The sequence below is a fragment of the Streptomyces sp. NPDC050560 genome (assembly GCF_044457285.1).
Classification (GTDB): Bacteria; Actinomycetota; Actinomycetes; order Streptomycetales; family Streptomycetaceae; genus Streptomyces.
Map to the genome: position 1 here is coordinate 34,181 of NZ_JBITGT010000019.1, position 25,456 is coordinate 59,636.

At 68.0% G+C, this 25,456-nt stretch carries 24 protein-coding genes; 20 read left to right on the forward strand and 4 right to left on the reverse strand.

The window, feature by feature from the left end; translation table 11 throughout:
• The first annotated feature begins 27 nt into the window (after positions 1-27).
• From ACIBIW_RS32450 to ACIBIW_RS32465, 4 genes are read left to right on the forward strand one after another with little or no spacing between them, the layout of a single operon-like run.
• Positions 28-1,443, forward strand: a complete 1,416-nt coding sequence (locus tag ACIBIW_RS32450) for an NAD-dependent succinate-semialdehyde dehydrogenase (protein WP_399341602.1) — start codon at positions 28-30, stop codon at positions 1,441-1,443.
• Complete coding sequence (locus tag ACIBIW_RS32455; RefSeq protein ID WP_399341396.1) at positions 1,403-2,284, forward strand: VOC family protein; 882 nt, start codon at positions 1,403-1,405, stop codon at positions 2,282-2,284. Before ACIBIW_RS32450 ends, ACIBIW_RS32455 begins: the two co-directional genes overlap by 41 nt.
• Before the next feature lie 54 nt (positions 2,285-2,338).
• Positions 2,339-3,043 (forward strand): GntR family transcriptional regulator, encoded by a 705-nt coding sequence (locus ACIBIW_RS32460; protein WP_399341398.1) that lies wholly within the window; start codon positions 2,339-2,341, stop codon positions 3,041-3,043.
• A complete protein-coding gene (locus tag ACIBIW_RS32465) occupies positions 3,040-3,738 on the forward strand; it encodes an SDR family NAD(P)-dependent oxidoreductase (RefSeq protein ID WP_399341400.1) in 699 nt (232 codons plus the stop codon). Before ACIBIW_RS32460 ends, ACIBIW_RS32465 begins: the two co-directional genes overlap by 4 nt.
• 140 nt (positions 3,739-3,878) lie before the next feature.
• Here the strand turns inward: ACIBIW_RS32465 and ACIBIW_RS32470 are convergent, their stop codons facing one another.
• Together ACIBIW_RS32470 and ACIBIW_RS32475 are read right to left on the reverse strand one after the other, a co-directional pair.
• Positions 3,879-4,385: a MerR family transcriptional regulator gene (locus ACIBIW_RS32470; protein WP_399341402.1), complete on the reverse strand. Its 507-nt coding sequence runs from the start codon at positions 4,383-4,385 to the stop codon at positions 3,879-3,881.
• Positions 4,386-4,538: 153 nt separating this feature from the next.
• Complete coding sequence (locus tag ACIBIW_RS32475) at positions 4,539-4,745, reverse strand: hypothetical protein (protein ID WP_399341404.1); 207 nt, start codon at positions 4,743-4,745, stop codon at positions 4,539-4,541.
• A gap of 83 nt (positions 4,746-4,828) precedes the next feature.
• Here ACIBIW_RS32475 and ACIBIW_RS32480 point away from each other — a divergent pair, with 83 nt between their 5' ends.
• The 15 genes from ACIBIW_RS32480 to ACIBIW_RS32550 all read left to right on the forward strand — a co-directional run bounded on the left by ACIBIW_RS32480 (position 4,829) and on the right by ACIBIW_RS32550 (position 21,121).
• The gene (locus ACIBIW_RS32480; protein ID WP_399341406.1) at positions 4,829-6,538 is read left to right on the forward strand and encodes a thiamine pyrophosphate-binding protein; all 1,710 of its coding nucleotides are present in this window, start codon (positions 4,829-4,831) and stop codon (positions 6,536-6,538) included.
• 23 nt (positions 6,539-6,561) lie between these two features.
• Positions 6,562-8,082: an aldehyde dehydrogenase family protein gene (locus ACIBIW_RS32485; RefSeq protein ID WP_399341409.1), complete on the forward strand. Its 1,521-nt coding sequence runs from the start codon at positions 6,562-6,564 to the stop codon at positions 8,080-8,082.
• A gap of 11 nt (positions 8,083-8,093) precedes the next feature.
• Positions 8,094-9,011: an alpha/beta hydrolase gene (locus tag ACIBIW_RS32490; protein ID WP_399341413.1), complete on the forward strand. Its 918-nt coding sequence runs from the start codon at positions 8,094-8,096 to the stop codon at positions 9,009-9,011.
• Between the two features lie 55 nt (positions 9,012-9,066).
• Positions 9,067-9,933, forward strand: a complete 867-nt coding sequence (locus ACIBIW_RS32495; protein ID WP_399341415.1) for a polysaccharide deacetylase family protein — start codon at positions 9,067-9,069, stop codon at positions 9,931-9,933.
• A complete protein-coding gene (locus ACIBIW_RS32500; RefSeq protein WP_399341417.1) occupies positions 9,930-11,186 on the forward strand; it encodes an NAD(P)/FAD-dependent oxidoreductase in 1,257 nt (418 codons plus the stop codon). Before ACIBIW_RS32495 ends, ACIBIW_RS32500 begins: the two co-directional genes overlap by 4 nt.
• A 5-nt stretch (positions 11,187-11,191) precedes the next feature.
• Positions 11,192-12,559, forward strand: coding sequence for an aromatic ring-hydroxylating dioxygenase subunit alpha (locus tag ACIBIW_RS32505; protein ID WP_399341419.1), 1,368 nt, complete (start codon positions 11,192-11,194; stop codon positions 12,557-12,559).
• Positions 12,556-13,101: an aromatic-ring-hydroxylating dioxygenase subunit beta gene (locus ACIBIW_RS32510; protein WP_399341421.1), complete on the forward strand. Its 546-nt coding sequence runs from the start codon at positions 12,556-12,558 to the stop codon at positions 13,099-13,101. Before ACIBIW_RS32505 ends, ACIBIW_RS32510 begins: the two co-directional genes overlap by 4 nt.
• An 11-nt stretch (positions 13,102-13,112) precedes the next feature.
• Positions 13,113-13,448, forward strand: a complete 336-nt coding sequence (locus ACIBIW_RS32515) for a Rieske (2Fe-2S) protein (RefSeq protein WP_399341423.1) — start codon at positions 13,113-13,115, stop codon at positions 13,446-13,448.
• A 71-nt stretch (positions 13,449-13,519) separates the two neighbouring features.
• Complete coding sequence (locus ACIBIW_RS32520) at positions 13,520-14,377, forward strand: SDR family NAD(P)-dependent oxidoreductase (protein ID WP_399341425.1); 858 nt, start codon at positions 13,520-13,522, stop codon at positions 14,375-14,377.
• A 2-nt stretch (positions 14,378-14,379) separates the two neighbouring features.
• Positions 14,380-15,207 carry an NAD-dependent epimerase/dehydratase family protein gene (locus tag ACIBIW_RS32525; RefSeq protein WP_399341427.1) on the forward strand — a complete coding sequence of 276 codons (828 nt, stop codon included), beginning with the start codon at positions 14,380-14,382 and terminating at the stop codon, positions 15,205-15,207.
• Positions 15,208-15,573: 366 nt separating this feature from the next.
• Positions 15,574-16,485 (forward strand): alpha/beta hydrolase, encoded by a 912-nt coding sequence (locus ACIBIW_RS32530; protein ID WP_399341430.1) that lies wholly within the window; start codon positions 15,574-15,576, stop codon positions 16,483-16,485.
• Positions 16,455-17,639 (forward strand): ABC transporter substrate-binding protein, encoded by a 1,185-nt coding sequence (locus tag ACIBIW_RS32535; RefSeq protein ID WP_399341432.1) that lies wholly within the window; start codon positions 16,455-16,457, stop codon positions 17,637-17,639. Before ACIBIW_RS32530 ends, ACIBIW_RS32535 begins: the two co-directional genes overlap by 31 nt.
• Positions 17,636-19,552: an ABC transporter permease gene (locus ACIBIW_RS32540; protein WP_399341434.1), complete on the forward strand. Its 1,917-nt coding sequence runs from the start codon at positions 17,636-17,638 to the stop codon at positions 19,550-19,552. The genes ACIBIW_RS32535 and ACIBIW_RS32540 overlap by 4 nt, the downstream gene beginning before the upstream one ends.
• Positions 19,549-20,337, forward strand: a complete 789-nt coding sequence (locus ACIBIW_RS32545; RefSeq protein WP_399341436.1) for an ABC transporter ATP-binding protein — start codon at positions 19,549-19,551, stop codon at positions 20,335-20,337. The genes ACIBIW_RS32540 and ACIBIW_RS32545 overlap by 4 nt, the downstream gene beginning before the upstream one ends.
• On the forward strand, positions 20,330-21,121 hold the full coding sequence (locus ACIBIW_RS32550; RefSeq protein ID WP_399341437.1) for an ABC transporter ATP-binding protein: 792 nt from the start codon (positions 20,330-20,332) through the stop codon (positions 21,119-21,121). Before ACIBIW_RS32545 ends, ACIBIW_RS32550 begins: the two co-directional genes overlap by 8 nt.
• Before the next feature lie 92 nt (positions 21,122-21,213).
• Here the strand turns inward: ACIBIW_RS32550 and ACIBIW_RS32555 are convergent, their stop codons facing one another.
• A complete protein-coding gene (locus ACIBIW_RS32555; protein WP_399341439.1) occupies positions 21,214-21,549 on the reverse strand; it encodes a hypothetical protein in 336 nt (111 codons plus the stop codon).
• A 425-nt stretch (positions 21,550-21,974) separates the two neighbouring features.
• On the opposite strand from ACIBIW_RS32555, the gene ACIBIW_RS32560 reads away from it, so the two are divergent.
• Positions 21,975-22,802 carry a hypothetical protein gene (locus ACIBIW_RS32560; RefSeq protein ID WP_399341441.1) on the forward strand — a complete coding sequence of 276 codons (828 nt, stop codon included), beginning with the start codon at positions 21,975-21,977 and terminating at the stop codon, positions 22,800-22,802.
• A 793-nt stretch (positions 22,803-23,595) separates the two neighbouring features.
• Here ACIBIW_RS32560 and ACIBIW_RS32565 read toward each other — a convergent pair.
• On the reverse strand, positions 23,596-25,413 hold the full coding sequence (locus tag ACIBIW_RS32565; RefSeq protein ID WP_399341443.1) for a VWA domain-containing protein: 1,818 nt from the start codon (positions 25,411-25,413) through the stop codon (positions 23,596-23,598).
• Positions 25,414-25,456: the final 43 nt, after the last annotated feature.

Here is a 25,456-nt window from a genome sequence, read left to right on the forward strand (position 1 = left end):
ACCCCGGCTCCCCCAGTCCCCGAAGGCATGCTCATCGACGGGCGATGGGTAACCGCGGAGAACGAGAAGACGTTCGAAGTGGCCGATCCCGCCACCGGCAAGCTGCTCGCCCGGGTTCCCGACGCCTCGGTCCGCGACGGCCTTGCGGCCCTGGAATCGTCCACTCGTGCGGCAGCCGGTTGGGCTGCCGCTCCGACGCGGCAGCGGGCCGAACTTCTACGCCGGGCCTTCGAGGCCGTCGTCACGCGGCGCGAGGAGTTCGCCCGGCTCATCACGGCAGAGATGGGCAAGCCGCTCACCGAGTCACGTGCCGAGGTGGACTACGGTGCGGAGTTCCTGCGCTGGTACTCCGAGGAGGCGGCCCGACCCGCGGGCGACTACCGCATCGCGCCCGACGGCGCCTCTCGGCTGCTGGTCTCACGCCGTCCCGTCGGTCCGTGCCTGCTGATCACCCCGTGGAACTTCCCGCTGGCGATGGCGACCCGCAAGGTCGCCGCCGCTCTGGCCGCCGGGTGCACCGCCGTGCTGAAGCCGGCCCCGCAGACCCCGCTGACCACACTCCTGTTCGCCGGCGTCCTCCAGGAGGCGGGGCTACCGGCGGGAGTGCTCAACGTGGTCACCACCCTGGACGCGCCCGGCGTGTGCGGCCCGCTGCTGGCCGACGGCCGCATCCGCAAGCTCTCCTTCACCGGCTCCACCGCTGTCGGCAGGACGCTGATCGCGCAGTGCGGCCCGAAGGTCGTCCGCCCGTCGATGGAGCTGGGGGGCAACGCACCGTTCATCGTCTTCGGGGACGCCGATGTGGAGCGAGCCGTCGACGGCGCGATGACGGCGAAGATGCGGAACATGGGCGAAGCGTGCACGGCCGCGAACCGGCTTCTGGTCCACCGCGGGGTGGCGAATGAGTTCAGCGCGCTCCTCACCGAGCGAATGACATCGCTCACCGTGGGTCACGGCCTTGACCCGCAGTCTCAGGTCGGGCCGGTCATCGACCAGGCGGGGTGCGACAAACTGGAGCGGTTGGTAAACGATGCGGTGGAGCGTGGCGCGGTCATCGGTACGGGCGGTGCCGCCCTTGAGGGAGCCGGTACGTTCTTCGCCCCGACCGTGCTGACCGGGGTTCCGCCCGAGGCACGGATGTTCAAGGAAGAGATCTTCGGCCCGGTCGCGGCCATCACGCTGTTCGACGATCCCGACGAGGCGATCTCCCTTGCCAACGACACCGAGTACGGACTCGTGGCGTACCTCTACAGCCGCGATCTGGAACACGGCCTGCGGGTCGCCGAGCGGCTCGACTTCGGGATGGTCGCCCTGAACCGCGCCATCGTCTCCAACGCCGCCGCGCCATTCGGCGGCGTCAAGCAGTCCGGCCTCGGGCGCGAGGGCGGCAGGGAAGGGATCAATGACTACCTCGACCTCCAGTACGTCAGCCTCGACTCCTGAGCGGCCGCCCTTCGGCAGACTGGCCCGTATCGTCGTCACCGTCCCCGATCCGCAGGCGACCGGGGCCTTCCTGTCGAACGGGCTGCACTTCACCGTCATCGAGGACGCCGGGCACCTCATAGCGACCTGCGAGGGCGACTACGCAACTCCGGACGGCCAAGGGGCGATCGAGCTGGTGCCGGGGGACGACCACCGGATGGAGAGGCTGGTCTTCGGTATGCCCGACGCAGCCGACCTCGACGAACTGGCCGCCCTCATCGGGGCCCGCCGGGCGTCGGACACAGCGATCCACGTGAACGACCCCACCGGCCTGACCGTCGCTTTCGAGGCCGAGAGCCGGCTCAGGGTTCCCGCACCTCCGCCCTCTGTGCTGCGCCCCCGGCGGATGGGGCACGTCAACCTCAAGTCGTCCAACCCGCCTGTGTCCGCGAAGTTCTTCACCCAGACCCTGGACCTCCGGCTGTCCGAGTACATCGGCGAGAGCCTGTACTGGCTGCGGACGGACACCGAGCACCACAACGTCGCTCTGCGCCCCGGTACCACCGGGACCGCACACCACCTCGGATTCGAGGTCCCCGGATGGCAGGCGTACCAGCCCCTGCTCGACCACCTTGACAGCGAGGGCTACAAGATCGAGTACGGCCCTGGACGGCATCGCCCGGGCAGGAGCCTGTTCGTGTACGTCTGCGACCCGTCCTCGGGCATGCGCCTCGAACTCTTCGCCGACATGGCACACATCAACGACCCCGACGCCGTTCCCATCGGCTGGGAAGCAGGAGACCGGATGACCAAGACGCTCAACACCTGGGGCCCCACGCCGCCCCAGAGCTTCCTCGAATGACCAAGGAGTCCTCCCGCCCCATGCCCAGCATCCAGCTCACTGTATTCTGTTTACATGTCTGAAGAGGCGGATATCTCGGTCATCGATGTAGATACCAAGTTGTCGGGTCGGCGGATCTCCGCCGACTACATCGCCGACGCGATGCGACAGGCGATCAACAGTGGAAACCTGCCCGACGGCGCGGTGCTGAACCAAGTCGCATTGGCCACTCATTTCGGTGTGTCCCGGGTTCCCGTCCGAGAGGCGTTGCGGCAACTCCAGGCCGAGGGCCTGGTCGAGTCCCGTGCTCACCGTCTGACAACGGTGCGGGGGACGGACCTCGAACGGCTCGTGGAAGTGTTCTCGCTACGCGCTCTGGTCGAGGGATGGCTGATCGAACAGGCGGTGGCCCGTATGAGCGCCCCCATTGTCGAGGCTGCCCGACAGCTCAACGAGCGGCTCCGCGACGAGGCGGACCACACCAAGTGGCTTGAGCTGAACAAGGAGTTTCATATGCTGTTGTACCGGCCGTCCGGCGCGGTGGTGGCGATGGAGATGCTCGACCCGCTGCGTTCGCGCTCGGAGCGTTATACACGCCTGTGGTCCAGGGGGTCGGGCATCCACCGGCCCCAGGAGACCTGCGCGGAGCACGAGCACATCCTCGACCTGGTGGAGTCGGGCGACGCCGCCGCTGCCCGGGCCGCTGTCGAGGCGCATGTGCTGCACACCCGTGACCGTGTCGTCGAGGCCGGACGCAGGGCCCGGGGAGCGGCGCGGTGACCCCGGTCGCACTGGTCTCCGGCGGCGCGGGCGGCATCGGCCGGGGTCTCGTCGACGCCCTGCTGAAGTCCGGCTCCGAGGTGGCCGTGCTCGATCTCAACCTCAATGAGCACGCGACGCTCTCGGTCTCCTGCGACGTCAGGGACGCGGACTCGGTGCGGGCCGCGGTCGCGGAAGTCGAGTCATCTCTGGGAGCGCCGCAACAGCTGGTGTGCGCGGCAGGTGTCGTCTCGGAGTCCCCGCTGGTGACGCTGGACCCCGGGGAATGGCAACGGGTGGTCGACGTCTCGCTCACGAGCGCGTTCCTGCTGACGAAGGCGGCGCTTCCGTCGATGATCCGGGCCGGCGGGGGGCAGATCGTCATGCTGTCGAGCGGCTGGGGGCGGAAGGGATACCCGCTCGGTGCGCACTACGCCGCAGCCAAATCGGGAGTCGAGGCCCTGGCCAAGTCCGTCGCTCTTGAGTACGCCGCCCGAGGCGTCCGCTGCAACGCCGTCGCCCCGGGGCCGGTCAGGACTGCGATGATCGAGGACAACCCCGACTTCGATGAATCGGCCAGAGCCGCGCTGATCCCCATGGCGAGGATCGGCGAGGTTCCTGATGTCGTCGATCCTGTGATGTTTCTCCTCGGTGACGGCGCGCGCTACATCACCGGCCAGGTGCTGCACGTCAACGGCGGCATGCTGATGCCGTGAATCCGCCGACGTTCCCGGCGTGACCGTGTCGTCCCCTCGTGGCGCCGGCTGGTTCACCCGTGTGTGCCCCGCCGGGAAGCGGCGGACCTGCACTTCGCTCCGTTCCCTGTGCTGCCCCACGACGGACGCGGGGGGCCGGGTCATGCCCGCTTGCCGTCGAAGGGCGGAGGCGACGTGGGGCCGCTCCTCGCAGGCGGGCCGACTCCCTCCTCGTCGAGGTCCCCCCAGATCAGCGCCTCGTAGTTCGGGCAGTCGTCCAGGCGGTCGTGGTACTCGCACGCGAGCGACTGCGCGATGTACGACTGCACCTGCTGCAACTGCTCCACCTGCTGTTGCAGTGCCCGGATATGACGCTGCACGATCTCCTGCCATTGCGTGTGCGACGAGGAGCCGTCGAGCAGCTCCCGTATCGCCTCCAGGCTCATGAGCCCCTGCCGCTGCCAGAACCGGATCACCGCAAGCCGGCGGATCTCCTCGGGCCCGTACCAGCGTCGGCCGGAGTGGAGTGAGACGGGTACGACGAGGTCCCGCTCCTCGTAATACCGCAGGGTTGAGGCTCGCATTCCGAAGCGGCGCGCCACGGTGTGAATCGGGAGCAAGGCTCCCTCATCGGACATTCCTGTGGGCTGAGATGACATCGCGCGCATGCCTTTCCGGAAGTCGGCTCAACAGCTCGGTGGGAAATGGCGCTTCTCGAACTCTGGGTTCGGGCACGGCGGTATCGCGCATGCATCCACATTCGACATCCCGTCCACGTTAGCCGACCCAACGGTGAGGGAGATGTTTCCTCCATCACACCACTAGTCAGTGGTTTTCGGCCAGAGGATTTTCCGAAAAAGTGCAAAGCGTTGTCCGGCGAGCTTCGGCGTCCTCGGCGAGCCGATTGCGCAGATTTTCACATAATCCTGCGCCGCCTCGGCTCTTGCGTTAAAGGCGGCTTGAGCCTGCACGGTGGAGAACAGCGCCCCGCGCAGTCGTTTCGCGTTCACTTCGCGCGTCCAGGGCACGCCCGGCTGTCTTCGTCGTCCGCCCGGCGACGCCCGGGGACCGTGCGCGCCCCGCCATGCCCGTCACCTCTGGAGGAGTATTTGTGGCACCCCCGACGAGCCACCGCTACGGCTCGGACGTCATCGTCGACCTGCTCCTCGAAGCAGGCGTCGAGCACGTCGCGTTCAACCCGGGCGCGAGCTTCCGGGGTCTTCACGACTCCCTCGTGCATACGCCTGGTGCGCCGGAGCTGACACTCTGCATGCACGAGGCCGTGGCCGTGTCGATCGCACAGGGCTATGCGAAGGCCGCGGGCAAGCCGATGGCAGCCCTACTGCACAACGTCGTGGGCCTGCAGAACGCGAGCATGGCGATTTACAACGCCTGGTGCGATCGCGCGCCGATGATGCTGCTGGGCGGTACGGGGCCCAAGGCCAAGGGCAACCGGCGGCCGTGGATCGACTGGATTCACACAGCTTCGGTCCAGGCCAACATCGTCCGCGACTTCGTGAAGTGGGACGACGAGCCCCATGACCTGGCCGGTGCCGAGGAATCCTTCGCCCGCGCCCTGGCCGCAACTTCCAGCGCACCGGCCGGTCCCGTCTATCTCTGCTACGACGTGGACCTGCAAGAGGACCCGGTCCCGGACGACTTCAGCAGGCAGGGCATCGGCGTGTTCCCCGTCCCAGCCGCGCCGGCCCCCTCCCCGGCCGATGTCGCCTGGTTGGAAGGACGGTTGCGTGACGCCCGTCGGCCCGTGATCCTTGCCGGCTACGTGGGAGAGTCCCAGGAGTCCTTCGCCGCCCTCGTCGAGCTTGCCGAAGCCCTTGGTGCCCCCGTGGTGGACACGGGCGTCAGGCACGCCTTCCCCACGACGCATCCGCTCGCCGCGATGCACATGGAGGGCGTGATCGCCGAAGCCGATGTCGTGCTGGCCCTGGACGTGGAGGACATCCACTCACATCTGCGCGCATGCCCGCCGGGTCGCGCGCCCGCCGTCCTCAACGTGTCGCTGGCCCACCTGAAGCTGCGCGCCTGGGCGCATGACTACCAGGCGATGGTGCCCTCCGGGCGGCATGTCACGGCGAGCGGCGACAACGCGGTCGCGGCGCTGCTGGAGCGGCTGCGCGCCGACCCGCTGCCCGCAGCGCCCGTTGCCGCCAGGATCCGGGAGTTCGCCGACCGGAGCGCTCAGGCACGGCGCGCCTGGCAGACGCGGGCTGCCGCCGCGAGAGCGGACGGCACGGTCCCGCTCGACCGGGTACTGCACGAACTCGGGCGGGCGCTCGAAGGCGTCGAGTACGCGCTCGGCGGAGGGACGAACGGCCGTCTGGAGCACAAGTTTCTCGCCTTGGACCGGCCGCGTCAGTACACGGGATGGGCCGCCGGCGGGGGGTTGGGGTACGGCGTCGGCGGTTCCCTGGGCACGGCGCTCGCGCAGCCTCCGGGAACGGTGACGGTGGACGTCCAGGCGGACGGTGACCTGCTCTTCCTGCCCTCTGCCCTGTGGAGCGCGGCGCACCGATCGCTGCCCGTGCTGGTACTGGTGCACAACAACCGTCAGTACGGCAACACCATTGAGCACGCAGTGAAGATCGCACGTCACCGCGGGCACGATGTGTCCCGCCGCTACGTGGGTGCCGGGCTGACCGATCCGCCGGTCGATCTCGCCGGGCTCGCCCGCTCGTTCGGTATGTGGGCGGCCGGCCCGATCGGCGACGCGCAAACGCTGAGTGAGCAGCTCGCCGAAGCAGTCAAGGTCGTCAGCTCGGGGCGACCGGCCCTGCTCGACGTACTGACCCCAGGATTCTGAAGGCACGGAAGTAAGGACAACCGATGAGTCAGCCTCGATCGCCCGACCCGATCGCCACCCACGTCAGCGGGCGCGAGTTCAAGATGCTGATAGCCGGCAAGTTCGTCGACGGGGCGGAGGGCACGACCAAGGAGGTGTTCGACCCGTCGACCGGCGCGCTGCTGACCGAGATCCCGGTGGCCTGTGCCGCCGACGTCGCAGCCGCGGTGGCGGCCGCGCGCGACGCGCAGCCGGCCTGGGAGGCGCTGGGTGTGGCCGGTCGCAGCGCCTGCTTCGGGCGTTTCGCGGACCTGCTCATCGAGAACCGCGAACGCCTGGCGATGCTCGACGCGATCGACTGCGGCAACCCGGTCAAGGCCATGCGTCTCGACGTCGACCTCTGCCGCGCGTACCTGGAGGGCTGGCCGGCGCTGGCCCAGTCGATGAACGGCGACGTCTTCCCCGCCAGCCCGGGCAACCTGCACTACACGGCCCACCGTCCCTACGGCGTCGTGGGACGCATCACGGCGTTCAACCACCCCGTGATGTTCGCCGTCACACGGCCGTTGCCGGCACTGATCACTGGAAACACCCTGGTGATGAAGCCGTCCGACGAGACGTCACTGTCGACGCTGGCCCTCGCGGAACTGTTCGCCGAGGCATTCCCGCCCGGAGTCGTCAACATCGTGACCGGAGACGCCGCCAGTGGCGACGCTCTGGTGACACACCGGGACGTCAAGCGGCTCGCTTTCACCGGCTCGGTGTCCACGGGGCTGCTGATCCAGCGGCGTGCGGCCGAGTCCGGGCACGTCAAACACCTGTCACTGGAACTCGGTGGGAAGAACGCCATGGTCGTGTTCCCGGACGTCGACCTCGATGCGGCAACCGAGGGGGCGATCTACGGGATGAACCTGGACGTCTGCCAGGGCCAGTCGTGCGGGTCCAACTCGCGGATTCTCGTCCACTCCCGGATCTACGACGAGTTCGTCGCGACGATGGCGGCCAAGCTCGGCGCCTACCGGGTCGGCGTCGCCTATGACGAGAGCACTGACATCGGGCCCGTCGTGAGCAGAGCCCACCGGAAGCGGATCATCGGCTACGTCGAATCCGGCGTGGCGGAAGGAGCGACACTGGTCCGCGGCGGCGGAAGGCCGAGTGGCCTTCCGGCGGGCGGCAACTTCGTTGAGCCCGCGCTGTTCGCCGACGTCACCCCCAAGATGCGGATCGGCCGCGAGGAGATCTTCGGTCCGGTCCTGTCCGTCTTCCGCTGGGACAACTACGACTCCATGATCGCCGAGGCGAACGGTCTCGACCTCGGCCTCACAGCGAGTGTCTGGACGAACGACCTGGATGTCGCCCACAAGACCGCTGACGCGCTCGACGCCGGATACGTCTGGGTGAACGACTCCACCAGGCACTACTTCGGGACACCGTTCGGCGGTTCGGGGAACAGCGGCATCGGCCGCGAGGAGTCACCGGACGAGCTGTTGAGCTACCTGGAGCAGAAAGTGGTCCACACCCGCCTGGGAGACCCCAGGTCCGCGCTGGCTCGGATGCTGGGCTGAGGAGGCGGACGATGCGCACTGGCAACGAGCCCGTCAGCGGCCTGTACTACGAGGTGCTCGGCGAGTCGGACCATAACCGGCCGCCCGTGCTCATGATCCACGGCGGTGGCGCGACCGGAGGATGCTTCCGCGGAAACCTGGCCGGCGGAACCGGATGGGCCGACCGGCTGGCGGCACGCGGTCACGAGGTCTGGGTGACCGACTGGCCAGGTTGCGGCCGGTCCGGTGGGCGGCATCTGATCGACATCGAGTACGCCGATGTCGTCGACGGGTACCGCCACCTGCTGCGCGAGGTGGTCGGCCGCCCGGCGATCATCGTCCCGCATTCGATGGGCGGCGCCACCACCTGGCAACTCGTGGAGCACGAGGGCGACCTGGTCCTCGGCGTTGTCGCGATCGCCGCCTCGTACCCCGGCAACGCCGCGCCGAAGGCCCGGATACTCGCGGAGGACGGCAACGTGGTCCGGGCCCGTTTCGAGGAGACCGGCGTCGAATTCACCGTGGACCTCGGGCGCGGCTACCTCTACGAAGACGACTACGTCTACAACCAGGCCATCGCCACCAGCACGCGGTTCCCACGTGAACGGATCGAACCGCTGCGCGCCGGTTTCAGCGGCCTGCCGCCGAAGATGCTGTTGCAGCGCATCGGTGTCCTGCCGGGGCTGCCCGCCGTCGAGCACACCACGGCGTTCGCCGGCCTCCCCATCCGTTTGATCGCGGGCACCGAGGACCCGGCACACCGCCCGGCCGGCGAGCGGGCGACGGCTGCCCTCTTCCGGTCCTGGGGCGCGGACGCGGCCGTGGTGAACCTCGGCGAGCTGGGTCTGAAGGGCAACGGTCACTTCCTGTTCTACGAGGACAACGAGCAGCAGGTCCTGGACATCGTCGCCGAGCACATCGCCGCCGTCATGGAGGCGGGAGCCCGCTGACGCACTCCCGGGCAGCCGCGCCCGCGCTTCCGAACCGACCTCCGGAGACCCTTCGATGGACAACCCGTTCTTCACCTATTCGCCGATAGTGCGCCGACCACCGCTGCGCCTGCCGCAGGGCAAGCGGATCGCGGTCTGGTTCGCCCTGAATCTGGAGCACTACGAGTACGGCAAGCCCGCGCTGAGCCTGGCCCCGTTCACCGCGGGGCTGACTCCGGACCCCCTCAACCACGGATGGCGCGAGTACGGGCCCCGCGTCGGCGTCTGGCGGCTCGTGGAGATCTTCGACGGGCTCGGGCTCCAACCGACCGCGGTGATCAACAGCGAGGTCCTCGACCGGCACCCGGCGATCGTCGAAGAGGGTGTCAAGCGCGGATGGAGCTGGGTTGCCCACGGCCGGAACAACTCCACACGGCAGACCCACATGACGATCGAGGAGGAGCGCGCCTACATCACCGAGGTGGCCGACCGCATCGAACGCGGCACCGGTGCGCGTCCCCGCGGCTGGCTGGGCCCGGCCCTCACGGCTTCGCCGGCGACGAACGACCTGCTCGCCGAGATCGGATTCCGCTACAGCCTCGACTGGGGCGTGGACGACGAGCCCTTCCGTTTCGACGTCCCGGCCGGCGAGCTGATCTCCGTCCCGTACTCCACCGAGCTCAACGACATCCCCTTCTACGCCTTGCAGGGTCAGTCAGGCTCCGACTTCAAGCAGGCCCTGGTGGACCAGTTCGACCGACTGCGCGCCGAGGGCGAGACCCGGCCGCGTGTCATGGGCTTCGGGCTGCACCCGTTTCTGTCGGGCCAGCCCTACCGAGCGCGGTACGTCGCCGAAGCCCTGGAACATATGGCGCGGTTCGACGACGTCTGGTTCACCTCGGCGGATGCGATAGCCGACTGGTACGCGGGGGAAGCCCGGTGAGCACGGACAACGCGCTGCGAGATGTCGTCATTGTGGGGGCCTCCCTCGCCGGCCTGAACGCGGCGAAAACACTGCGTGAGGAGGGGTACGACGGTTCACTGACCGTCATCGGCGACGAGCGTGAGCACCCCTACGATCGTCCTCCGCTGTCGAAGGAACTGCTTGTCGGCGAATCCGCGCCGACCGATATCGCACTCCCCGGGGCACAAGATCTCGCGGTCACCTGGCGCTTGGGCGAACCGGCCGTGGCGCTGGACGCGAGACGCCGGGTGGTCCGCACCGCGGACGGCATGGAGATCCCCTACGCAGGGCTGGTGCTCGCGACCGGCAGCGGAGCGCGCTCCCTGCCCGGCTTCGCCGTCGGCGCACCGCACGTGCACGTGCTGCGCACGATGGCCGACGCCCTGCGCCTCCGTGCGGCACTCAGCGCGGACACAAGGTTGCTGATCGTCGGCTGTGGCTTCGTCGGCATTGAGGTGGCGTCGTCCGCGCGCATCCGGGGCGCGCACGTCACGGTGGTCGGACTCGATGCCCCGCTGGAGCCAGCCGGACCACTGGCTGGCGCCGCCGCGACCAGGCTCGCCGAGCAAGCCGGAGTGCGCCTCCACGTCGGACGGACGGTCGCCGCGGCACGGTTCACCGAGGGTGTCCACCGGGTGGAACTGTCCGACGGCACGCAGGTCGAGGCCGACCATGTGGTCGTCGCGGTGGGGTCGGTGCCGAACATCGGCTGGCTGTCCGGATCGGGCGCCGAACTCGGCGACGGCGTTCTGTGCGACGAGGCTCTGCGCGTGGTCGGAGTCACTGACGCCGTCGCGGCCGGTGACATCGTGCGCTGGCCCAACGCAGCCTTCGGCGGTCGGCCGATGCGTATCGAGCACTGGAGTAACGCGGTCGAGCAGGGTGCCGCCGCGGCGCGGACCCTGCTGCGGGGAGACGGGGCCACACCGTTCGGCACCGTCCCGAGCTTCTGGTCGGACCACTTCGGGATGCGGTTGCAGAGCGTCGGCCTGCCGCGGATGGCCGATCGTTTCGAGGTCATTGCGGGAACTCCCGAGGACGGCGGGTTCGCCGCCGCGGCATACGCAGGCGACGTGCTCGTGGGCGGCGTGGCCTATGGCATGCCCCGTGCGCTCGTCGCCGTACGGATCAAACTCGCGCGATCCGGGGTCCCCCTGGAGCCCGCGGGCCCCATGCACGTCCCACCGGCCCCAGGGACCGGGCAGCAGGAACCAGGACACAGGAAGGAATAACGCCCATGACGGCTGTATCCGAGCGTCCCGCAGCTAGTTCGCGTACCGCGCTCTCGAACGGCATCGCGCTGGAGGACATCGTCAAACCCGAGGAGGGGCTGATCTCGCGGCGCATCTTCAGCGACCCCGAGATCTATGAACTGGAGCAGGAGCGCATCTTCGCCAAGGGCTGGTTCTTCGTCGGCCACGAGAGCGAGATCCCCGAACCGGGCGATCTCATCACGCGGAGCGTCGGCACCGACCCCGGCATCCTCGCGCGTGACGACGAGGGGGTCGTCCGTGTGTTCCTCAACTCGTGCCGACACCGCGGCATGAGGGTCTGCCGCACCGACCGGGAGAACACGTCCTTCCTCCGGTGCCCGTACCACGGGTGGGCGTACAAGAACACCGGCGAACTGGTGACGGCCGCCGCGGAGAACCATTACGGACCCGGGGAGCTGGACAAGGACGACCTCGGGCTGATCCCGGTCGCGCAACTCGGCACCCACCGCGGTCTGATCTTCGCGACCTGGAATCCGGCCGCCCCGCCCCTGCGCGAGTACCTCGGCAACATGGCGTACTACCTGGACATCATCTTCAACCGTACGGGCGGAGTGAAGGTCCTCGGCACACCGCAGATCTGGGACGTCGAGACAAGCTGGAAGTTCGCCACCGACAACTTCACCGACAACTTCCACGTCTTCTCGGCCCACCACAGCCTGGTCGAGCTGGGAATGCTCCCCAACGACCCCGACTTCGCCGGGCACGGCACGATGGTAGTCGCGGAAGAGGGTCACGTCCTGCATCTGACGCCCGGCGCCCCGAACGACGACTACGCCTCCATGGGCCTGCCGCACGCCCTGCGCGAGAAGTTCCCCGAGCACCTGGACGCGGACCAGGTCCTGATGGCCGCGAACACCGCCTACAGCGCCGGCACCGTCTGGCCCAACTTCCACTGGCTCCAGCTCATGAGCAGCGGCACTCTCGGACAGAAGGACGCGCCCTTCCTCAACCTGCGCATGGAAGTCCCCATCAGCCCCACACGCACCCGCATGTGGTCGTGGCTGCTGATCGACTCGGACGCCGATCCCGAGTACACGAAGACGTCCTACGAGACGTACGTGCGCACGTTCGGCCCCGGCGGGATCTACGACCAGGACGACATGGAGAACTGGGAGGACTGCACCCGCGCCTCTCTCGGTCCGGCCGCGCGGCAGCATACGCTGCACCACAAGATGGGCCTGGGCCGGCCGGTCGACGAGAGCTGGCCGGGACCCGGAACGGCATACCGGGGCTCCTACGGCGAGATGACCCAGCGCAGTTGGTATGCGGCCTGGCTGCGGTCCATGACGACCGGCTGGCCCGACCGTCGGAGTGCGGGGGCCGCGCGATGACCGCCGTCGAGGACCTCCGTGAGGACGAGACACTGCCGGCGCTGCTGCCGAACAGCGACACCTACGGACGCGTCGCCGAGTTCCTGCACCACGAGGCGGAGCTGCTGGACAGCTATCGCCTGGTCGACTGGCTGGCTCTGTTCAGCGAGGACGTGGTCTACCGCATGCCCGTACGTACCACACAGTTCCTGGTGGACGGGGAGGGCTTCCACGAGTTCGACTTCTTCGCCGACGACCATCAGACGCTGCTGACGCGCGTACGGCGGTTGGAGACGGAGTTCGCGTGGGCGGAAACACCGCCGTCACGGACCCGCCACTTCGTCAGCAATCTTCGCCTGACCCACGATCCGGAAAGCGGCGAGCTCGCCACCCGGGTCAACTTCCTCATCACCAGGACCCGGCAGGACATGGACTACCAGATGTTCACCGGCGTCCGGCACGACCGGCTCGTCCCGGACGGCGACGGGTTCCGTATCCGCCGCCGCATGATCCTCGTCGACCAGACGGTGATCACGGCGACCAACCTGAGCGTGCTGTTCTGAAAGAGGTGACGGTGGAGAAGACGGTGAACTACGTCGCGGTAGCCGCGGTCGGCGACCTTCGAGAGGGGTTCCTCACCGAACACGAGGTCGAAGGGCGGGCGGTGGTCGTCGCAGCCACCGCCGAAGGCATCCACGTCTATGACGCGATGTGCCCGCACTCCGACTTCCGGTTCGGGGCCTCACGCCTGCGCCTCGGCTGCGAGATCGAGTGCCAGATGCACGGTGCCCGTTTCAAAGCAGACGGCACCGGCGCAGTGACCAAGGGCCCCGCAAAGGAGCCGCTGGAGGTCCTCGACTCACGCGTCGTCGACGGCGTGGTCGAGGTCCTCGTCGACTGGCTGATCTGACCGGGGCACACCCGGTCGACGCGGGCACACACGACTATCCGAGTTAAAACACACAGGAGAGGCACGACAGCATGGGTTGGCTCGAAGGAGAAGTTGCACTCATCACCGGAGGCGGCTCGGGAATCGGCCGCGCCATCGTCGACCGGTACGTCCACGAAGGCGCCCGGGTAGTGGTGACCGACGTGGATGCCGAGCTGCTGGCACAGATCCGCAAGGACCACGGCGAAGCGGTCTCGACCCTCGTCTCGGACGCCCGGTACATCGAGGCCAACAAGGAAGCCGTGGCACACGCTGTGGCGGCCTTCGGCAAGCTCGACATCTTCGTTGCGAACGCGGGGATGGGAGACATGTTCACCGAGCTGGTGGACATCGCCGACGAGAAGGTGGCCGACGCCTACACCCAGGTGTTCGACATCAATGTCAAGGCGGTCATCCTCGGCGCGAAGGCGGCACTACCGGAACTGGTCAGGACGAAGGGCGCCTTCATCGTCACCCTGTCGAATTCCTCCTTCTACCCGGACGGCGGCGGCGTCATGTACATCGCCAGCAAGCACGCCGCGCTCGGCATCGTCCGTCAGCTGGGCCATGAGTTCGCGCCGTGGGTACGGGTGAACGCCGTCGCTCCGGGAGGCACGAAGACCAACATTCGCATCCCCGACGCCTACGGAAAGGACGAGGAGGGCAACGCGATCCGGGCCCACTCCCACCCTTCCAACGCGGACTCCGAGGTCGAGCGGGTGACTCCGCTGCGGCGGCACTCGGACCCCGAGGACCACACCGCCGCCTTCGTCCTCGTCGCGTCGCGAACGCAGGGTCCGGCGATGACAGGGACGGTCATCAAGAGCGACGCCGGTCTCGGCGTACGCGGTCTGCGCCGGGTACGCGGGGGCGACGACCTGCGCACACGCCTGCTCGGCCCCGGGGCCTGACCATGCGGGTGCTCGTGACGGGCGACCGCGGCGTACTCGGCAGGGCCGTACGAGCAGCGGTCGAGGCCGACGGCCATGTCGTCACCGGTTACGACCTGGCCTCGGGTGACGACGTCCGGGACGCCGCGGCCCTCGCCTCCGCCGCGTTGGATCAGGACGCCATCGTGCACCTCGCCGGGCTGCCCGGGGACCAGGAGGACAACCCTGACCAGGTCATGGCGGTCAACCTGGCAGGTACCTGGAACGTGCTTCTGGCGGCCCGAGCCACCGGTGTGCGGCGGGTGGTCCACGCATCGTCGGGCAAGGCGCTCGGCATGCTCGAACGCGATCCGGACTACCTACCGGTCGACGACCGGCACCGCGGACTGCCGTCGAAGCCCTACGCCCTGTCCAAATGGCTCTCCGAGGAGATGTGCGAGGCGTTCACCCGGGACACCGGTATCACCACGATCTGCCTGCGTCCGGTCTTCGTGGCCGACGAGGCCGCCTGGGAGAAGCTGAGTGAGCAGGCGGAACTCCCGCCGGCGCGAGGGGCGGCGTGGCACCTCGGCGCGGTCGTCGACGTCCGCGATGTGGCCAATGCCTTCGTAGCGGCGCTGACGTGTCCGGACCCCACACACGCGCGGCTGTTGCTGTGCGCCGACGATGTGGCCGCGGACCGGCCGACGGTCGAGGTACTCCGTGAGCACCTGCCGGACGTACCGTGGCGCGGAGCGTCCCTCGGCACCGACTCCCGCACCGCGCTGGCCGACAGCGCGGCAGCACGGTCCGTGCTGGGCTGGAGCCCCCGTCACGGCTGGTGGAACCGCGGTGGCCGCCGCGGGAGCTGACGCTTGACAGCACCCCGTGGGGCCCGATCGGTGAGGCAGGCCACCGGCGGGGTTCCAGGGGGGTGCGGCCCCGGGGACGCCTCCGGGCATCGGCAATCGTCACCGGCCGGAAGCCTGGGCAGCGAGTTGCGTGGCTTTGACGCACGCCCATTGCCCGGCTAAGTGACTACTGAATACAGTCGTCACTTAGACCTAAGGAGCAACTGTGACGACTGATTCGGGACCCGCGAGAGCAGCGTCCAAAGAGGCGCTCGCCTCGCGTGCTGGTGGAAGCAGGCTCATACCGCGGCAGTTCGAGCGGTGAGCATGGACAGGGGAAGAGGGGCCGCGGCGGCGTCCCGCAGCGTCCTCCTGGACGCCGACGGCATGTCCGTCGCGGCAAGTTACCTGAGCGGCGGTGCTCCGTCTTCCCCTCTTATCGTCTGCCTGCACGGCGGCGGTTACACCCGCCGCTACTTCGACATCGAAGCATCGTCGTTCCTGCGCCGGGCGCAGGTGAACGGCTTTCCGGTACTGGCGGTGGACCGACCCGGTTACGGGGACAGTGACGCCCCGGCCGTGGAGCGGGGATGGTTCCCCGCGCAAGCCAGGACCGTCGACGCCGCCATTGCCGACGCCTGGCGCCGTCTCCAGAAGGACCGGACTGGCGTCGTTCTGCTCGGACACTCCTTCGGCGCGACCGTCGCGCTGCGGATCGCGGCCCGGCAGCCTGCCTGGCCGCTTCTCGGGGTCATCGTCAACGGCACGTTGGACCGGACCGTCCCGAGCATGCTCGAACTGGCAGGAGCCCTGGAGGAAACCCCTGCTCTCGCTCCCGTCCTGCTGCCGCCCGAGGTCCAGCGGTCGTACTTCTACGGCCCTGACGGCACCTTCGATCCCGCAGTCGCCGCGGCCGCGGCGGAATCAACCGCTCCCGCTCCGGCGGTGGAGATCCGCGAGTGGGCCTCCGGGTGGCCGAAGGATGCGGCCGCAGTGGCGGCGCACGTGAGGGTTCCCGTTCATGTGCGAGTCAGTGAGCACGACGCGGTCCAGGACGTCAGCCCGGACGCGCTCGGACGCTTCGTCTCGCTGTTCGGCGCAGCGCCGCATGTCGACTCGGCTGTCGTCCTGGGCAGCGGTCACAACACCGACCACCACTACGCCGCACGGGCCCTGCACCTGGAGCAGCTGGCCTTCGCGGATCGCTGCGCGGCCGGAGCCGGTCCACGCAGTGGCAGCCGGAGGCCAACCACCCGTGAAGGAGAGCAATGCGACGTCGAGCCAAGTCCGTCGCTGTGACCGCTGCCGCGTGTCTGCTGACGCTTGCCGGATGCGAAGGGGGAACTCGCGCTTCGCCGAACACCCTCAGGATCGGGCTGCTGGTAGAGCAGACCGGGCAATTCAGTTGGTACGGCCAGGAAGCCGTCAAGGGCGCGCGCCTCTATCAGAAGCTCCATCCCAGGACAGGCAAGATGAAGATCGACTTCATTACCTACGACACCGGGTCCGATCCGCAGAAGGCCATGACAGGCTTCCGCAAGCTGGTTCAGCAAGACGGTGTCAGCGCCGTGGCAGGACTCGGGTTGACCAACGAGGCGGGCGCGGTCGCACCGCTGGCGGCTTCTCTCAAGACTCCCCTCTACGTGCTCAGTGGGAACTTCACTCCGCCGAACCATCAGACGTTCTCGACGCCGGTCCAGATCACGGACAAGGTCGGCAGTGAGTTCGGGGAGCTCTCTCGGCGCGGAGTGAAGAGGATCGCCCTGCTGACGACCAACGATGCGACGGGGCAGATCGTGGCTTCACTCTTTCCGAAGCTTGCGGCGAAAGCGGGCCTCGACCTGGTCGTGAAGGAGCAGATGAACACCACCGACGTCGATGTGTCACCGCAACTGACGAACATCGAGAAGAGCAAACCCGATCTGATCATCGCTTGGGAGATCGGCAAGCCACTCGGGGTCGTCTACAACTCGGCGCATCAACTCGCCGTCAAGACCCCGTTCATGATCTCGGACGGAAACCTCGCGCCCGGGTTCCTGGGCAGCATCGCCGACAAACAGCCCTCCACCGTCTATGTGCAGGCCACCAAGGACGTCTTCTGGAAGGGGCTCGCCGACGGCGACCCGCAAGCACCGGTCATAACGGAGTTCCATAGCGACTACGTGGCACAGGAGGGTGAGGAGCCGGGGCTCGGATCGGCCGTGGGCCACGACGCGGTCATGCTGCTGGCCGAGGCGGCGCGCAGAGCGCACTCGAACGACCCCGCCGAAATCACCTCCGCCTTGCAGAGCCTCGACAACCCCCAGGGCGTCTTGGGTGTCTACCACCTCTCCACCGGCAATCACGTCGGTCTCACAGCGGCCGACACACTGCTGGGCCGAGTCGAGAACGGCAAGGTCACACCCGACGCGGATACCGATGCCGCGGCCGCGACGACCTCGGACAGCCGATGAACCAGTTCTCTCAGATCCTGGTGTCCGGCCTGATATCCGGCTCCGTATATGCCGCGATCGCTCTCGGCTTCACCCTCATCTACAAGGTCAGTGGCGTCGTCAACCTCGCGCAGGGGGACTTCTTCGCAGCAGGAGCCCTGCTCACCCTGGGATTCTCCACGTCCGACGGCCTGCCGCTGTGGGCGGCGGCGCTCATCGCAATCGCCTTCGTGACCGTGGTGAGTCTCGTCATGGAACGAGTGGTGATCCGGCCGACACGGCAAGCCGCGATCCCGATCAGACTCGTCCTCACCGCCGGCGTGTCGATGATCGTGCAGGGCGCCCTGCTGATCAGGTACGGCGGAGATGCCAGCGCCCTGCCGGCGTTCGGCGAGCAGACGCCGCTCTCTCTCGGTTCCCTGCACGTCATCCCCCAGGACCTGTGGCTCTTCGGGTTCCTTGCGGTGACCGGCGGCGGCCTGACGTTGTTCCTGCACCGCACCAGCGTCGGCATCGCCATGCGTGCGACGGCCGGCAACGCGTTCGGCGCCGGACTCACCGGCATCGACACCTCGCGCGTGCGGACGCTGGCGTTCGGCCTCAGCGGCACCATCGCCGCGGCGGCAGCCGTCTTCGCGGCACCGATCACCTTCGTCGGCTTCGACAGCGGCGGCATGCTCGGAATCAAGGCGTTCGTCGCCGCCGTGCTCGGCGGCCTCGGACGCCCGGTCGGAGCGATCACGGGCGGACTGGTCCTGGGGCTGGCCGAGTCGCTGAGCGCCGGGTACATTTCATCGGTCTACAGCGACGTCATTGCTTTTGCGATTCTGCTCCTCGCGCTGATCTACCGTTCGTTGCGCAGCCGCGAGACCAACTCTGATTCGTTCGCCGTGCCGAATGTCTTCAGCCGCCTGCCGGAAGGCCGCTGGCGGCATGGTGCCAGCCTCGCGGGTGTCGCGATCGCCCTGGTGTTCCCGCTCGTGCCGGCCAACGGCTACATCATCTCGGTGGCGTCGTTGGGGATGCTCTACGCGATCGTGCTGCTGGGCCTGGATCTGCTGCGCGGCTACACGGGCATGGTCTCGCTCGGACATGCCGCGTTCATGGGAATCGGGGCATACAGCACAGCCGTACTGACCACCCACTATGGGTGGCCGCCCCTGGCGGCGATGCTCGCCGCCCTGCCTCTCTCCGGCGCTCTCGCCTGGCTTCTGTCCATCGTCTGCACCCGGCTTTCCGGCTACAACCTGGCACTTGCGACCATGGCCCTTGCCGTCATCTTCGAGGGGCTCATGGACGGGCTCACCCGCCTCACCGGTGGCCAGTCCGGACTCGGCGGCATCCCCGACCTGTCGATACTTGGTTACTCCTTCAGCAGCCTCCGGTCGCAGCTCTACCTCCTCGTCACCGTCTTCGTTCTCCTCTACGCCTGGATGCGCGCCGCAGTGCGACGCCAACCGGGCCGCGTCATGAGAGCCGTACACGCGGACGAACTGGCAGCCCGCTCACTCGGCGTCAACCCGGGGCGTGTGAAAGTGAGGATCTTCGTCTTCAGCGCTCTGATCGCTACCGTGATGGGCTCCCTTTACGCGCACTTCCAGCATTTCGCATCCCCTGACCAGTTCGGGCTCACGGCCTCACTGCTCCTCCTCACCATGCTCATGGTGGGCGGCGAGCGAACGCTGTGGGGGACGCTGATCGGCGTTGCCGTACTCAAGCTGCTTCCCGAGTACTTCAGCTCCCTCGCCCAGTACCAGACCCTGCTCGCGGGTGTCCTGCTCACGGGCGTCCTGCTGCTGTCCCCCTCCGGGGCCGCCGGCGGTGTCATCCGCCTCGGCAACTGGCTATGGGGGCGTAACGACCGGCACCTGTCCCGTGGACCGGCATCGCGACCATCGGCCTTGAGCACCGCTGGATCGAATCGAGACGCATGATGACACTTTTCGAAGCCGCCGGCCTCTGCAAGCACTTCAGCGGGGTCTACGCCGTGAACGACGTCGGGTTCACAGTGGAGAAGGGTTCCACGGTCGCGGTCATCGGACCGAACGGAGCCGGTAAGACGACGCTCATCAACCTCGTCACCGGTGTGACACGACCGGATGCAGGAAGCATCCAGTTCAACGGTCACGACATCACCGGCGCCCCGCTTCACCGGCTCGCGGCCAAGGGCCTGAGCCGCTCGTTCCAGCATCCGCGGATCTTCCGCAACATGACGGTCCTCGACAACGTCATGGTCGCGGCGCAGCAGCACCACCCAGTCGGCATGCTGTCCGCCGGACTGAAGCTGCGCCGGGCACGAGCGCGCGAGGCCGCCGCGGCAGAGGCAGGTCGCCGGGCACTGCGGCAGGTCAATCTGGAATGCGACCCCGACCTCCCGGCAAATTTGCTGACAACGGGTCAGGACAAACTGCTTGAACTTGCGCGGCTGCTCGTCGCAGAGCCGGTGATGCTGTTTCTCGATGAACCGGCCGCAGGACTTGATGACCACGAGACCGCTGATCTCACTCGGCGCATCCGTGCCATCAACGAGTCGGGCATTACGATCGCCCTCGTCGAGCACAATATGCAGCTCGTGATGGACCTCGCCGACTCGATCACCGTCATCGACTCCGGTCGAATAATCGCCCAAGGTCCCCCAGCCGACGTACGTGCCGACCCGGCGGTCATCGCCGCATACCTCGGCAGCGGGACCGAGCTGACAGGAGCAGTCGATGTCTGAACCCGGTGGCACCGAAGACGGCGTCTTCGCACTGGACGCCCAGGACCTCAGCGCCGGATACGGTCCGCACACTGTCTTGCACGGCGTCACCATCCAGGTGAGGCCCGGCGAACTCGTCGCACTCATCGGAGCCAACGGAGGCGGTAAGTCCACCCTCTTCAAGTGTCTCAGCGGGAACCTGAAGCCGCGCAGCGGTTCTGTGTCCCTCTTCGGCGAACCGCTCGGCGGCATGCCTGCCCACCGTGTCATACGGACCGGTCTGGGGGGCGTCCCCGAAGGACGTCAGGTCTTCCCTGGTCTGACCGTCAGCGAGCACCTGAGGCTGGCCGCCAGGTACGCGGCACGCGGGCGCAGGGTGAACACTTCGGCCGCGCTCGCCCGGGTGCACGACCTCTTCCCGATCCTGCGGGAACGGGGCCACCAGCTCGCCGAGACGATGAGCGGCGGCCAGCAGCAGATGCTGGCCATTGCGCGCGCACTCGTCGGAGAACCTCGCGTGCTCATCCTCGACGAACCAAGCCTTGGCCTGGCACCCCTCGCGGTGGCCGACATCTACCGCGCTCTGCGGCAGCTCCATAAATCAGGGGTGGCCATACTACTCATCGAACAGAACGCCATGGCCGCCCTACGCCTGTCACACCGCGCCTATGTCATGGAGAACGGCCGTGTGGTCAGAACCGGTACCGGCCAGGAACTCGCCGATGACGAAGACCTCATCGCACATTACGTCGGGCGAGTGCGACCGCTGCCGCGCTTTCACACGCACAAAAGCATCGGGTTTTAAGATGAAGGCCGCTGCGCAGCACCGCCAATTTTGTCGGGTAGCCGGGCGCCACGATTACGCGCGCGCCCTCGCCAAAGACAAGATTACTGAGATCATTTTTCGGCTCGTTCGAGAGCATCGATGCTTTCCGTCAATTCGAGGTTAACCAGACCGTTGACGAGGCACTCTTGCGCGGTCCCTGCAAGGGTTCCGCGACCCGCCAAGAGCGCGTGGTAGCGGTGGGTCAAGACGAGCTGGTCGACGTCTTTATCGCTGTCGTGAGAGCTGAGCGCCCTGGCTGTGTCGGTGGCCCGCTCCGGGTAGTGCAGGAGTCGACCGACTGCACTTCCGGCGTTGGCACTCTGCTCGTTGCCAGCTGAGACATGGGCTGCCCTCAACGCTTGGCGGATGTTTCGGCGATCAGCACCAGGTCTGGGCGCAATGAGCATGCCTTGATTTTGCCAGATTCCGGTGCTGCGCCGGGTCTGATTGACCGCAGAGGCGGCAGGGAGCAATAGCACTTGTGGCCATCATAGGTGTCGCTTGCTGAAAGGGAAGGGCGACAGCGTTACATCGGGGGTGTCTCCCTTTGAGCCATCGGGAAGGGGCATGTGCGTTACGCAATCCCGCCGATGTGTGGAGCCTGACCAGTGCAATTGGCTTCGGCTTGACTTTCGGATCGAGGCGAGCGTCGATGGGTCGCGGCCGGCCACCGCAGGATCGGACCACGGGCGATCCGTGTGCCTCCCCGCAGGTACGGCCTCACCACGGGATATATCGCGATGCGCACGCGCCCCGTGGCCCCGCGGCACATCGTGCCCGCACCCCGGCCGGGGACCTCAACAGCCGAGCACCGGAGACAGCGAGGTTCCCCATGTCCAAGACCACTCCCGAGAACACGTCGCAGGTCGACATGCCCCCTTCGAACGAGCCGACGTCCGAACTCACCGGCACACTCGCCGTGATCCACACCGAACTCACCAAGGCAACCGACGCCCTCACCGTCGCCGAGCTGGCTCCCATCGCGGGGGTGACCGCTTCCAGCGTGAGGAAGGCACTGAGCCAGTTGGAAGCGCGCGGGCTCGCCGTGCACACGCCCGGCCGTCGGGACGGCGGGCGCCGCTTGTCCAACCGCTGGCGCGCTGTGCCCGGCGAGGCTGGGGCCGACGCGACCGAGGCTCCGGCTGATGCTCAAGCGGACCCCAGGACCGCAACGAGCGCTAGTCAGAACACCACCGACGACGGAGGTGAGACCACGGCGGCCCCCGACGGGCACACCACTTCCGATGAACGCCTCGCTCGTCTGCCCGAAGCCGAAGTACCGAGGCCCCGTTCCGTGGACATCCAGCCCGTCTCCACGGCTAACTCCCCCGCGGGCACGGCGCAGGCGGAAGCGGGAGCACGGGACAGCGTCGCTGCGGAACCGGCACCTGCCGCTCAGGCGGCGGGTGCCTCGGGCGAGCGGCCGACCGGTGGGGTGGGGCGACTCGCTCCGGGGGCGCTGCGTGAACTCGTCATCGGGCATCTTCGCGCGCACCCGGGTGAGGCGTTCACCGCCACGAAGATCAGCAGGGTGATCGAGAGGTCGTCCGGTGCCATCGCCAACGCTCTGGTGACCCTGGTCAAGCAGGGCCTCGCTGAGCAGGTGAGCGACGCTCCGCGGACGTATCGTCTGAGCGCATCCGGGGACGGCGAGAAGTAAAAACCGTTCGACGACGGGGCGGTGGCGGTCCTCGGGTCGCCACCGCCCCGCCCATTCCATAGAAAAGGCGTTGAGCCCCGCACAGGCGTATGTGCGGGGCTCAACGCCGTGCCAGGCAATCTACGCGGGATGACTTCGCGGCGGCCTGTGTACGGTTCTGTGCCGTCTGTGGGGCCGGTCAGCGCCGCCCGCACCCGGCATGGCCGTACCCACCGCAGAACCCGCCGGAATTGCACGCACACGGGCAGGAAGCTTGCGCTCGAAAGCGGACCGCTTGGTGCAACGGGACGACTGCTTGGCTGTCCGGCCTGCGGGCGTCCTGGGCCGCCCGTCGGGCAGCCGTCGCCAGCAGTTCGATTCGCTGGGTGCGGGGCAGGAGATCGAGTTGCTGCAAACCGTGTGCCAAGGAAACGGCGGCTGTCGGTCGCGGCAACGGCGCACAGGACACGAGACACCGTTCGGCTTCGTCCTGAACGCGCAACGTGGCCGCGGCCGACCCGCCGCCGCAGGTTGGCAAAAGTCCGGCCGCACGGCCCAGAAGAGTACGAAGCGGCACGTCGTGCGCCTCCTTTGCATCAAGTAGGGCCAGGTGAGCCGAGGCGAGGACCAGGTGTGCCGCGAGAAGGGGCTCTTGGTGGTTGGTGCCGTGCATGTGATGGGCCTTTCGTTAAGAGTCGGAGGTGTTCCGGCCCTGTCTTGGAAACGAGGGGGTTGGACTCGGGGCTCGCGCTGTAGCGCTTCGGATCGGGCGCCCTTCCGCTGGTGGGAGGGCGCCTGGGCGCCTCGCGCGGAGTCAGGTGGTGCTCTCGGCGATGGCCTTGACCGCTGCCGCGCCAATGGCGGCCACCGCTTCGGCGGGGTTGCTCAGTTCGATCAAGGTGACCCCGGGCAGGGGCCAAGGGTCGGGGTCGAAGGCGAGCCAGAGCACCGCGCATCCCGCCTGACGCAATGCGGTTACGCGTGTGGCGGCCGGGGCGGCCTCGGCGGTACGGAAGTAGCCATCGGAGGCGATGACGAGGAGGCGCCCGGCGCCGGGGCGGGTGAGGTCGAGGCCCACGTTCAGGGCATCGATGGCCACGTCGAGACGGTGGCCCCCTCCCTGCGCGTCGAATTCAGTGACGCGTTGGGGCGTGCGTCCCGGGGCAGTGATCGCGGTTACCGAATCGCAGAAGGTGACGGTCGCGGTCCGGGATTCTGGATCGGTGAGCATGGCCGCTCGGGCGACGATCCAGGCGGCGGAGGCGATCGGGTCTGTCGCCGCACGCATGGATGCGGAGACGTCAACTGCGATGCCGACCCGCAGAGGAGGCGTAGGACTCGGGCGGTACACCGTGCGCGTCCATGGCGTCGCGGTGGGGGTGGCCCCCGCCGCCTTCTGGGCTTCCCGGGCGAGTGCCTGGCGCATGTTCAGCCGTCCGGGTGGAGCCACTGATGCCGTGATGCTGGCCGGCCGTTCCCGGTATGCCGCTGAGCGAAGCGCTCGGGCCAACCTTCCTGCCGCCGTCTTCTCTGCCGCACTCGGCATTCGCATACCGGTCACCGGGGTGGCGGCTGGTCCGTCTTCAGACACGCTCGGGGAGTAGGGACCCGCACCGGGCGCGAAGACCGAACGTGCTGTCTTCTTCGCCCGCCGGGCACGCTCGGCTTGGGACAGCCGGGCATCTTCCCGTGCCGCCCGATCGGCCTCCGCACGGGCTTGACGCATAGCTTCGACCGCGTCGTTCACCACGACTGCGGCATCGAGGGCCTTGATGAGCGCCGCCAACTCGCCTGCCCCGAGCCTCGCTTCGAGGCGCGGTTCGGCGCCTGCGGCGCCGACGCCGAGGACATCGCACCATGCCTGAGCGTGTTTCAGCATGCTAGGGCCGTCTTCGTCCCCGGTGGCGTGAGCGGCCGTCCAGATGTCGCGGAGGGCGTCGACGACGTCCGTGCCGAGGGCGCCGCCAAGAGCCCTTTCCACCGGCTCGGTTTCATTCGCGTCGAACACCCCGGCGTCCCGGCGCGCAAGGATCAGTGCCGCTGCGTTCGCAGCCTGCCATCTGTCGGTCGGTTCCGAAGTATCGAAGCCGTCGAGGACTAGCGTGCGTGCGGCCCTTCGCAGGAAGGTGCGGTCGGCGGGACGGCGCTGGAGATGCGCCTTCTCGGCCCTGGACTCCTCAAGCAACTGAGCTACCGCGTCCAGCGCGGTGCCCAGGAGGGGAGCTGGTACGCCCCACCTGCTATGGGCTGCGTGTGCTGCCTCGTGCACGAACGCGCCCCATGCCACTGGGTAGCGTTTCTCGTCGCCTCGCCGGGACGGGTCGATGGAGGCCGGACGCAACGGCCCGAAGAGCGCGGTGTCGATCTCCAGCAGGGGTGGGCCGGGGTAGAAGGTCGCCGGAGCGCCGGAGCGGGTGCCGTCCTCGCAGGCGACCTGAATGTCCGCCCGGTCGGCCAGTTCGGGAAGGCGCTCGGTCAGCGCGGAGGCGATGCGGCGCCAATGTTCTGTCCAGGTGCGGGGCCGGGGGGTGAATACGGGGCCGCCGTCGTCCTCCCAGCGCATGATGTCGCGTTCGGTGTCCGTGAGTCGTGGGGCGGCGTGCTGGACGTGGGGTTTGATGAGCGTGGGCATGGCGAAGGCAGTCTCTTTCCGTTGCTGTTCGGGCGGATCACGG

Excerpts from the sequence above, each read along its gene's own strand:
- ACIBIW_RS32450 (WP_399341602.1), top strand. The coding sequence starts at position 28 with ATGCTCATCGACGGGCGATGGGTAACCGCGGAGAACGAGAAGACGTTC.
- ACIBIW_RS32455 (WP_399341396.1), top strand. The coding sequence starts at position 1,403 with ATGACTACCTCGACCTCCAGTACGTCAGCCTCGACTCCTGAGCGGCCG.
- ACIBIW_RS32460 (WP_399341398.1), top strand. The coding sequence starts at position 2,339 with ATGTCTGAAGAGGCGGATATCTCGGTCATCGATGTAGATACCAAGTTG.
- ACIBIW_RS32470 (WP_399341402.1), bottom strand. The coding sequence starts at position 4,385 with ATGCGCGCGATGTCATCTCAGCCCACAGGAATGTCCGATGAGGGAGCC.
- ACIBIW_RS32485 (WP_399341409.1), top strand. The coding sequence starts at position 6,562 with ATGAGTCAGCCTCGATCGCCCGACCCGATCGCCACCCACGTCAGCGGG.
- ACIBIW_RS32490 (WP_399341413.1), top strand. The coding sequence starts at position 8,094 with ATGCGCACTGGCAACGAGCCCGTCAGCGGCCTGTACTACGAGGTGCTC.
- ACIBIW_RS32495 (WP_399341415.1), top strand. The coding sequence starts at position 9,067 with ATGGACAACCCGTTCTTCACCTATTCGCCGATAGTGCGCCGACCACCG.
- ACIBIW_RS32505 (WP_399341419.1), top strand. The coding sequence starts at position 11,192 with ATGACGGCTGTATCCGAGCGTCCCGCAGCTAGTTCGCGTACCGCGCTC.
- ACIBIW_RS32510 (WP_399341421.1), top strand. The coding sequence starts at position 12,556 with ATGACCGCCGTCGAGGACCTCCGTGAGGACGAGACACTGCCGGCGCTG.
- ACIBIW_RS32520 (WP_399341425.1), top strand. The coding sequence starts at position 13,520 with ATGGGTTGGCTCGAAGGAGAAGTTGCACTCATCACCGGAGGCGGCTCG.
- ACIBIW_RS32525 (WP_399341427.1), top strand. The coding sequence starts at position 14,380 with ATGCGGGTGCTCGTGACGGGCGACCGCGGCGTACTCGGCAGGGCCGTA.
- ACIBIW_RS32530 (WP_399341430.1), top strand. The coding sequence starts at position 15,574 with ATGTCCGTCGCGGCAAGTTACCTGAGCGGCGGTGCTCCGTCTTCCCCT.
- ACIBIW_RS32535 (WP_399341432.1), top strand. The coding sequence starts at position 16,455 with ATGCGACGTCGAGCCAAGTCCGTCGCTGTGACCGCTGCCGCGTGTCTG.
- ACIBIW_RS32540 (WP_399341434.1), top strand. The coding sequence starts at position 17,636 with ATGAACCAGTTCTCTCAGATCCTGGTGTCCGGCCTGATATCCGGCTCC.
- ACIBIW_RS32545 (WP_399341436.1), top strand. The coding sequence starts at position 19,549 with ATGATGACACTTTTCGAAGCCGCCGGCCTCTGCAAGCACTTCAGCGGG.
- ACIBIW_RS32550 (WP_399341437.1), top strand. The coding sequence starts at position 20,330 with ATGTCTGAACCCGGTGGCACCGAAGACGGCGTCTTCGCACTGGACGCC.
- ACIBIW_RS32555 (WP_399341439.1), bottom strand. The coding sequence starts at position 21,549 with ATGCTCATTGCGCCCAGACCTGGTGCTGATCGCCGAAACATCCGCCAA.
- ACIBIW_RS32560 (WP_399341441.1), top strand. The coding sequence starts at position 21,975 with ATGTCCAAGACCACTCCCGAGAACACGTCGCAGGTCGACATGCCCCCT.
- ACIBIW_RS32565 (WP_399341443.1), bottom strand. The coding sequence starts at position 25,413 with ATGCCCACGCTCATCAAACCCCACGTCCAGCACGCCGCCCCACGACTC.